This is a genomic window from Micromonospora acroterricola, assembly GCF_003172955.1.
GTDB classification, from domain to species: domain Bacteria; phylum Actinomycetota; class Actinomycetes; order Mycobacteriales; family Micromonosporaceae; genus Micromonospora; species Micromonospora acroterricola.
The window spans coordinates 1-1,901 of sequence record NZ_QGKR01000018.1; the positions used below are offsets into that span (position 1 = coordinate 1).

A 1,901-nucleotide genomic window follows, 5' to 3' on the forward strand; every position below is an offset into this window, starting at 1 on the left:
CACGCCGGCCGCCGGTGGTGTCGCCGCCGCCGGCCCCGGCGTGACCGCCGCCGGTTGTGGCGCGGCCGCCGTTGGTCGTGGCGTGACGGCCGGTGGTCGTGGCGCGGCCGCCGCCTCCGGAGCCGCCGACGGCAGGGCCGGCACGGCGGCGAGGATACCGAGGCAGTGCACCAGCACTGCGAGGGCTCTGTGGTGTCGTGTCGATGCAGGCATACGAACGAACCTCCGGAGCCGACGCTAGGGGCGGGCCGCCTCCGTGCGGGTACGAAGTCGGGAAGCCCGCCCCGGCCGCCGTCGCCTCGGGTAGGGTGCCGCGTCCTGACGGGTTGAGCACACCCGGCAGCCGGTCCTGGCCGGTAAACCCGCGGGCGGGGCTAGATTGGCCAGGTGCGTATCGCTCGTTTCGCTCATGCCAAGGGAATGTCGTTCGGGGTCGTCGAGGGCGAGTCGGAGGCCGGGCCGCAGGGCCTGACCATCGCCGAGATCGAAGGCCACCCGTTCGGCCAGCTCGCCTTCAGCGGGGCCCGCTGGGCCCTCTCCGACGTCCGACTGCTCTCGCCGATCCTGCCCAGCAAGGTGGTCTGCGTGGGTCGCAACTACGCCGACCACGCCGCCGAGCTCGGCAACGAGGTGCCCAGGGAGCCGTTGCTCTTCCTCAAGCCGTCCACCTCGGTGATCGGTCCCCGGGACGCGATCCGGCTGCCGATCTTCTCCAAGCAGGTGGAGCACGAGGCGGAGCTGGCGGTGGTGATCGGCGCGCCGGGGGCGCGCCGGGCCGACCGGGCCACCGCCCAACGTGCCATCTTCGGCTACACCTGCGCCAACGACGTCACCGCCCGGGATCTCCAGCGCTCGGACGGGCAGTGGACCCGGGCCAAGGGCTTCGACTCGTTCTGCCCGATCGGTCCGTGGATCACCACGGGGCTGGACGTCTCCGACCTGGAGATCCGGTGTGAGGTGGGCCGCAACCCGGAGGAGATGGAGGTGCGCCAGCTCGGCCGGACGAAGGACATGGTCTTCGACGTGCCCGGCCTGGTGTCGTACATCTCGCACGTGATGACGCTGCTGCCCGGTGACGTGGTCCTCACCGGCACGCCGGCCGGGGTTAGCCCGCTCGTCGAGGGGGATACGGTCACCGTGCGGATCCAGGGCATCGGGGAGCTCAGCAACCCCGTGGTCCCGGTCGCCTGATCCGTTCGATGCCCCTGTTTCCGCAGCTCACAGGCGGTTCGGGGGGATCGGATTTGGCCTGCCGGCACCGGGAGGGTAAAGTTCACTCCCGGCGCCGCAAGGGGCCAATGGGGTATGGGGTAATTGGCAGCCCGACTGATTCTGGTTCAGTTAGTCTAGGTTCGAGTCCTGGTACCCCAGCGCAGCTGGGATTCGCGAGAATCCCGGACGCTGGATTCTGACGGAGTTCGACTCCGCCCCTCCGGGGGCGGAGGGTGGTCTCTGGTAGAGTGCAGCTCCTCCGCCCGCGAGGGTGGGGGAGCAGAATTAGTTCTGGCCCCGTCGTCTAGTGGCCCAGGACGCCGCCCTCTCAAGGCGGTAGCGCCGGTTCGAATCCGGTCGGGGCTACATCAGCGCACAGCCCGTCTCACCTCGTGAGGCGGGCTGTTTCGTGTCCGCCTACCGGCCCCGCCGGGTGCTCGTGCGGCCCTGTCGGGGGCCCGCACCCCGTGCTGCCCCCCGGCTACGGTGCCGCTAGACTACAGCCGCACCGCTCGTCGCAGCGGTGAAGCAGGAAAGTTCTGGCCCCGTCGTCTAGTGGCCCAGGACGCCGCCCTCTCAAGGCGGTAGCGCCGGTTCGAATCCGGTCGGGGCTACACACGAAAGGCCCGTCTCGCTACGCGAGGCGGGCCTTTCCCCTCTCCGCCCACGGGCGCGCCCCTCTCCGCCCA

1 protein-coding gene and 3 tRNA genes are annotated in these 1,901 nt (G+C 70.6%); all 4 read left to right on the plus strand.

The genetic code is table 11. The features are described 5' to 3' along the window. Window positions 1-387 precede the first annotated feature (387 nt). The 4 genes from DKT68_RS00135 to DKT68_RS00150 all read left to right on the plus strand — a co-directional run bounded on the left by DKT68_RS00135 (window position 388) and on the right by DKT68_RS00150 (window position 1,826). Window positions 388-1,191, plus strand: a complete 804-nt coding sequence (locus DKT68_RS00135; RefSeq protein ID WP_109815419.1) for a fumarylacetoacetate hydrolase family protein — start codon at window positions 388-390, stop codon at window positions 1,189-1,191. Window positions 1,192-1,299: 108 nt separating this feature from the next. Further along, window positions 1,300-1,371: transfer RNA gene (locus DKT68_RS00140), tRNA-Gln, on the plus strand. Between the two features lie 134 nt (window positions 1,372-1,505). Continuing rightward, window positions 1,506-1,578 (plus strand) — tRNA-Glu (locus tag DKT68_RS00145). Between the two features lie 175 nt (window positions 1,579-1,753). Continuing rightward, window positions 1,754-1,826 (plus strand) — tRNA-Glu (locus DKT68_RS00150). Window positions 1,827-1,901: the final 75 nt, after the last annotated feature.